Annotated in this window: 6 protein-coding genes; 4 read left to right on the top strand and 2 right to left on the bottom strand. The window is 72.7% G+C overall.

Translation table 11 applies throughout. The features are described from left to right. Positions 1-125: 125 nt before the first annotated feature. The 4 genes from ABZ794_RS29295 to mshC all read left to right on the top strand — a co-directional run bounded on the left by ABZ794_RS29295 (position 126) and on the right by mshC (position 3,692). Entirely contained in the window at positions 126-830 is a 705-nt protein-coding gene (locus tag ABZ794_RS29295; protein WP_357518549.1) for an MSMEG_4193 family putative phosphomutase, read from the top strand. Positions 831-987: 157 nt separating this feature from the next. Next, positions 988-1,572, top strand: coding sequence for a DUF3090 domain-containing protein (locus ABZ794_RS29290; protein ID WP_179778971.1), 585 nt, complete (start codon positions 988-990; stop codon positions 1,570-1,572). Then, positions 1,569-2,387 carry an SCO1664 family protein gene (locus ABZ794_RS29285; protein WP_112587406.1) on the top strand — a complete coding sequence of 273 codons (819 nt, stop codon included), beginning with the start codon at positions 1,569-1,571 and terminating at the stop codon, positions 2,385-2,387. Before ABZ794_RS29290 ends, ABZ794_RS29285 begins: the two co-directional genes overlap by 4 nt. Positions 2,388-2,453: 66 nt before the next feature. Then, positions 2,454-3,692, top strand: coding sequence for a cysteine--1-D-myo-inosityl 2-amino-2-deoxy-alpha-D-glucopyranoside ligase (mshC, locus tag ABZ794_RS29280; RefSeq protein WP_238688824.1), 1,239 nt, complete (start codon positions 2,454-2,456; stop codon positions 3,690-3,692). Positions 3,693-4,005: 313 nt separating this feature from the next. Here the strand turns inward: mshC and ABZ794_RS29275 are convergent, their stop codons facing one another. Both ABZ794_RS29275 and ABZ794_RS29270 read right to left on the bottom strand, forming a co-directional pair. Continuing rightward, entirely contained in the window at positions 4,006-4,797 is a 792-nt protein-coding gene (locus tag ABZ794_RS29275; protein ID WP_091408867.1) for a GntR family transcriptional regulator, read from the bottom strand. Positions 4,798-4,920: 123 nt separating this feature from the next. Continuing rightward, positions 4,921-5,790, bottom strand: coding sequence for a PAC2 family protein (locus ABZ794_RS29270; protein ID WP_030332815.1), 870 nt, complete (start codon positions 5,788-5,790; stop codon positions 4,921-4,923). Positions 5,791-6,000: the final 210 nt, after the last annotated feature.

Raw genomic sequence — 6,000 nt, 5'->3', positions numbered from 1 at the left:
ATCGCCGCCACCGGCCCGATCTGTCGCCGGCCCCCGGCCCCGCCCGCTGGCGGAGCCGGGGGCCGCAGTCGTCAGGTCGCCGCCCGCGACGGCCCGGCGCGGGGCCCAGGTCATAGGGTGGTCCCGTGGCGACCCTTCTGCTTCTGCGACACGGCCGAACCACGGCGAACGCCGATGGCGGCCTGGCCGGTCGGCAACCGGTCGAGTTGGACGACACCGGGCGCGCCCAGGCCACCGCGGTCGGCGAGCGGTTGCGGGCGGTGCCGCTGGCCGCCGTGGTGACCAGCCCGCTCATCCGCTGCCGGCAGACCCTGGAGCTGGCGCTCCCGCAGGCCGCCCCGGTGGTCGAGGACGGGCTGATCGAGTGCGACTACGGCAGCTGGGAGGGGCAGCCGCTGAAGAAACTCGCCAAGGAGCCGCTCTGGCCGGTCGTCCAGCAGCACCCCAGCGCGGCGGTCTTCCCGGGTGGCGAGGCGATGGCCGCGATGGCGGCACGTGCCGTGGCGGCGGTGCGTTCCTGGGACGCCCAGGTGACCGCCGAGCACGGGCCCGAGGCGCTCTGGTTGGCGTGCAGCCACGGCGATGTGATCAAGGCCATCGTGGCGGACGCGCTCGGCGTACACCTGGATGCCTTTCAGCGGATCGTGGCCGACCCGGCGTCGGTGACGGCGATCCGGTTCACGCCGCTGCGTCCGTTTCTGGTGCGACTCAACGACACCGGTGGCGACCTGGCGACGCTGGTGCCACCGCCGGCCAAGCGGCGTCGGCGCGCGAACCGGGTGGCCGACTCGGACGCGGCCGTCGGCGGTGGAGCGGGTGCGTCGCGGTGAGGCGCGTCACGACACCGCCTGCGGCCGGGGCGGCAGCGCACGCCGGAAAGGCCGCCACGCCCGGGTTTAGCCCCTGGTACGCCGGGCGCGCCGCCGCTGCGGCGATTCGCGTCGGTGGGGTGCGCGACGCCAAGGCGGGCCGGATAGGGTCGTGGGTATGACCCACCAGGTGCACGCCTTCGAACCGCCGGAGCGGTTCGTCGCCGGGACTGTCGGGCCGCCGGGGGAGCGCACGTTCTTCCTGCAGGCCCGCGGCGGCGGCAGGCTGGTCAGCGTCGCGCTGGAGAAGGTCCAGGTTTCCCTGCTCGCCGAGAAGCTTGAGGAACTGCTCACCGAGGCGCAGCGTCGCTTCGGGGTGGACCTGCCCGAGCTGGCGCCGGTGATCGGCGACAACGAGCCACTGGACACTCCCGTCGACGAGGAGTTCCGGGTCGGGACGCTCGGGCTGGCCTTCGACGTGGACACGGCGACAGTGGTGATCGAGGCGATCGCGGCGGGCGAGGTGGAGCCCGAGGTCGAGCTCGGCGACGAGGACGACGAGGACGAGGACGACGACGAGGACGACGAGCCCGACGAGGACCTGGACCGGCTCCGGGTCCGGCTCACCCCGCAGGCGACCCGCCAGTTCATCGAGCGGGCCCGGCGAGTGGTCAACGCGGGCCGGCCACCGTGCCCGCTCTGCGGCCAACCGCTGGACCCCGCCGGGCACCTCTGCCCGCGGCACAACGGTTATCACCGGTGACCTCGTCCGGCCTCCAGCCTCGCCAGGACGGCGACGCCGCGCTGCGGCTACTGCGTGACGGCGTCCTCGACCTGGAGGGTCGGCTGGTCGACGCGTCGAACACGACGCTGCGCGGCATCCTGACCCTGGACGGGTTGACCGCCCGCTGCGTCTACAAGCCGGTCCGGGGCGAGCGCCCACTCTGGGACTTCCCCGACGGCACCCTGGCCGGTCGGGAGGTCTCGGCGTACCTGGTCTCCCGGGCCACCGGATGGGACCTGGTGCCGCCCACAGTGCTGCGGGACGGCCCGTTCGGCCCCGGCTCCTGCCAGCTGTGGATCGACGAGCCGGAGGACGCCGAACCACTTGTCGGTTTCCTGCCCGCCGGGGAGTTGCCGCCACGCTGGATCCCGATCGCCGCCGCGCGGGACGACGACGGCGCCGCCTACGCCCTCGCCCACGCCGACGACCCGCGGCTGGCCCGGCTCGCGGTGCTCGACGCGGTGCTCAACAACGCCGACCGTAAGGGCGGTCACGTGCTCGTCGGTGCCGACGACCGGATCTACGGCGTGGACCACGGGGTGAGCTTCCACGTGGAGGACAAGCTGCGCACTGTGCTCTGGGGCTGGGCCGGTAAGCGGCTGCCCGCGGACGCCGTGGAGATGCTCGACGCGCTGGCCGGGCAGGTCGCCGGGGCACTCGGTGCCGAGCTGGCCGACCATCTGACCATCAGCGAGGTGGCCGAGGTGGCCGCCCGGGTCGACCGACTGCGCGAGACCGGCTGCTTCCCCCAGCCTCCGGAGGACTGGCCGGCGATGCCCTGGCCGCCCATGTGACCCGCTGTCATCTTGATCACCCGTGGGGTGCTCCGGCGTTGTCGCCGGGCTGGCTAGGCTGATCCCATGGAGTCTTGGGCGGGACACGAGGTGCCACGGCTGCCGGGCAGGGGCGAGCCACTGGCGTTGTACGACTCGGCGCGGCAGGGTGTCCACCCGAGTGAGCCGGCCGACGCGGGCAGCATGTACGTCTGCGGCATCACCCCGTACGACGCCACCCACCTCGGCCACGCCGCCACCATGATCACGTTTGACCTGGTGCAGCGGATGTGGCGCGACGCCGGCCGCCCGGTGCGCTACGTGCAGAACGTCACCGACATCGACGACCCGCTGCTGGAGCGGGCCGCCCGCGACGGCGAGGACTGGGTGGTCCTGGCGATGCGCGAGACGGCGCTGTTCCGGGAGGACATGGAGGCGCTGCGGATCATCCCGCCGGCGCACTACGTGGGTGCGGTCGAGTCGATTCCGGACATCGCCGACAAGGTAGAGGTGCTGCTCAAGGACGGCGCCGCGTACCGGCTCGACGACGGCACCGGCGACGTCTACTTCGACATCTCCGCCACGCCCCGCTTCGGCTACGAGTCGAACCTGACCCGCGAGCAGATGCTGGAGATCTTCCCCGAGCGCGGCGGCGACCCCGACCGGGCCGGCAAGCGGGACCCACTGGACCCGCTGCTGTGGCGCGGCGCCCGCGAGGGCGAGCCGTCCTGGCCGGGCGGCGAGCTGGGCCCGGGCCGCCCCGGCTGGCACATCGAGTGCGCGGTGATCGCGCTCAACCTGCTCGGCGACCGGATCGACGTGCAGGGCGGCGGCAACGACCTGCTGTTCCCGCACCACGAGGCCTCCGCCGCGCACGCCGAGCGGCTCACCGGCCAGGCGCCGTTCGCCGAGCACTACGTCCACGCCGGCATGATCGGTCTGGACGGCGAGAAGATGTCCAAGTCCCGCGGCAACCTGGTCTTCGTGTCCCGGCTGCGCGCCGACAAGGTCGACCCGATGGCGATCCGGCTGGCGCTGATCTCCGGGCACTACCGCAGCGACCGCACCTGGACCGACGACCTGCTCACCGCCGCGCACGAGCGCCTGGACCGTTGGCGGCGGGCCGCCGCCGCGCCCGCCGGGCCGTCCGGGGTCGAGCTGCTGGCCGAGGTACGCGCACGCCTGGCCGACGACCTGGACACCCCCGGCGCCCTGGCCGCAGCCGACCGCTGGGCCGAGGCGACCCTCGCCGGTGCCACCGACGACCCCGAAGCGCCCGCCCTCTTCGCGAACACCGTAGACGCCCTCCTGGGCATCCGCCTCTAGCCCCTCGCAGGCCTGCGTCTTCCGTTGGCTGGCGCCGTCCGCTGGCCTGCGTCGTCCGTTGACCTGTGTCGTCCGTTGGCCTGCGTCGATCATGGAGTTGTGGTGGCCGGTACGGGGTGCGGTGCACCTTGTGCGAGGCGCCACAACTCCATGATCGACGGAGCGCTCTGGGTGCGGCATGACCCGTCGGGCCGCGCCCCACACCTCGCCGCCGATCTTGCACTTTTTGACGTTACGAAAGGTGCCAATCGGGGGCAAACGGGTGACAGGAAGTGCAAGATCGCCGGGCCGGGCAGGGCAGGGCAGGGGCGGGTTAGCCCAGGACCAGGCCGGGGTCGGGTTCCGGGTCGGGGGTCGGGCCGGGGATCTTGTATTCCTCGGTGAGGGTGGTCATGGGGCCGGGCCAGGTCGCCTGGGACACCTCGATCGGCTTGCGGTGCGCGTCGTACGCGACGTGCAGCAGGTGCAGCACCGGGGTGTCCGGCCGGATCTGGAGGGTCTCGGCCTCCTCCCGGCTCGGCTGGCGGGCGCTGATCGTGTCGGTGGCCGAGACGTACCGCCGTCCGGTCGCTTCCTCGGCCTCCTGGTAGAGCGGCCGGCCGAACGCCTCGGTGCGCTCCAGCGAGGTGCCTGCGGTGTCGCGGGGCAGGAACCAGGAGGCGCCCACCTCGACGGGGGAGTCGTCGGTGCGGACGAGGTGCCGGCGGCAGAGCAGGTTGGTGCCGTCGGACACGCCGAAGGCGTCGGCCACCTCGGCGGGGGCGGGGGCGTGCCCCACGGAGACGAGCTGTTGGCGATATCGGGCGGCCAGGTCGGTGTGGTAGCCGCGGAAGCCGCCGTACCGGCCTCGGGAGAGGCGGTTGAGGCGGCGGCGAGTGCCCCGGACGTACGTGCCGGAGCCGGGTTTGGTGATCAGGATGCCCTCGACCCGCAGTTGGTCCACGGCGCGTTGCACTGTCTGCTTGGCGACGCCGAACATCTCGGCGATGGCCGGGATGGACGGTAGCCGCTCGCCCGGCCCCCAGTCGCCCCGGCGGACCTGGGCCTTGAGCTGCGCGGCGATCTGTCGGTGCGGGAACTCGGCGGCCCCGGGATTGATCTGCACACCCGCCTCCTTGATCACATCTAGGTTCCTAGGATGCCCCAGCGAGGGTGACGGCGCCACCCCGGACACGCGAAAACGGGCCCCCGGACCACAGAAGGTCCGAAGGCCCGCAACGAAACAGTGCTACCAGGAGCCGGCGGTGGGGCCGGCCGAACCGCCCCGGCGGCGCAGGTACTTCTCGAACTCCTGGGCGATCTCGTCACCGGTCAACGGGGTGATTCCCTCGTCGCCGACCCTTTCTTCCAGCTCGCGGACGTACTCGCCCAGCTCGGCGTCCTGCTCCGCGGCGCTGCGCACCCGCTGCTCCCACTCGGCGGACTCCTCGGCCAGGTCGGCCATCGGCACCGGCAGGTCGACGACCTCCTCGACCCGGTGCAGCAGGGCGAGGGTGGCCTTCGGGCAGGGCGGGTTGTTTGCGTAGTGCGGCACGTGCACCCAGAACGAGACGGCGTCCACCTCGGCGCGGGTGCAGGCGTCGTGCAGCACGCCGACGATGCCGGTCGGCCCGTCGTACCGGGTGGGAGTGAGCTGGTAGCGCTCGGCGGCCTGCGCGTCGGAGGCGCTGCCGCTGATCGGCAGCGGCCGGGTGTACGGCACGTCGGCCAGCAAGGCGCCGAGCAGCACCACCCGTTCCACCTCCAGGCTGTGGCAGATCTCCAGAACCTGCTCGCAGAACGTCCGCCAGCGCATGCTCGGCTCGATGCCGCGGATCAGCACCACGTCGCGGTCGGTGCCCTCCGGGCTGGCCACCATGAACCGGGTCGTCGGCCACTCCACCCGCCGGGTCTCCCCGTCGGCCATCGTGATGGTGGGCCGGCTGACCTGGAAGTCGTAGAAGTCCTCCGGATCCAGCTCGGCGATCTGCCGGGCGTTCCAGACCTGCTCCAGGTGCTCGACCGCGGCGGTGGACGCGTCGGCGGCGTCATTCCAGCCCTCGAACGCGGCGATCGCCACCGGGGACCGCAGCACCGGCAGTCCGTCGAACTCGGTCACGCCGTCACCTCACCCTGCTCGTCGCGGCTGGCGTCGGGACCGCGCCCGGTCGTCATACCGTGTGGCCCGGCGGCGTCCCTGTTGTCCTTCACGTCCGTCAGCCTACGTGCAGGGCAAGGGTGCGGCCCGCCGGCCGCGCCGGTCGGCCGCTCCGGCAGCAGGTCATACCCGAACGAACCAGACAGGGTGATCCCCGTGACACAATAGGGG

The sequence above is a fragment of the Micromonospora sp. NPDC047187 genome (genome assembly GCF_040643355.1).
Taxonomy (GTDB): Bacteria; Actinomycetota; Actinomycetes; order Mycobacteriales; family Micromonosporaceae; genus Micromonospora; species Micromonospora salmantinae.
This window is presented reverse-complemented; position numbering and strand designations above follow the sequence as displayed.

Coding starts and splice junctions, on each gene's coding strand:
- mshC (WP_238688824.1), top strand. CDS start 2,454: ATGGAGTCTTGGGCGGGACACGAGGTGCCACGGCTGCCGGGCAGGGGC.
- ABZ794_RS29290 (WP_179778971.1), top strand. CDS start 988: ATGACCCACCAGGTGCACGCCTTCGAACCGCCGGAGCGGTTCGTCGCC.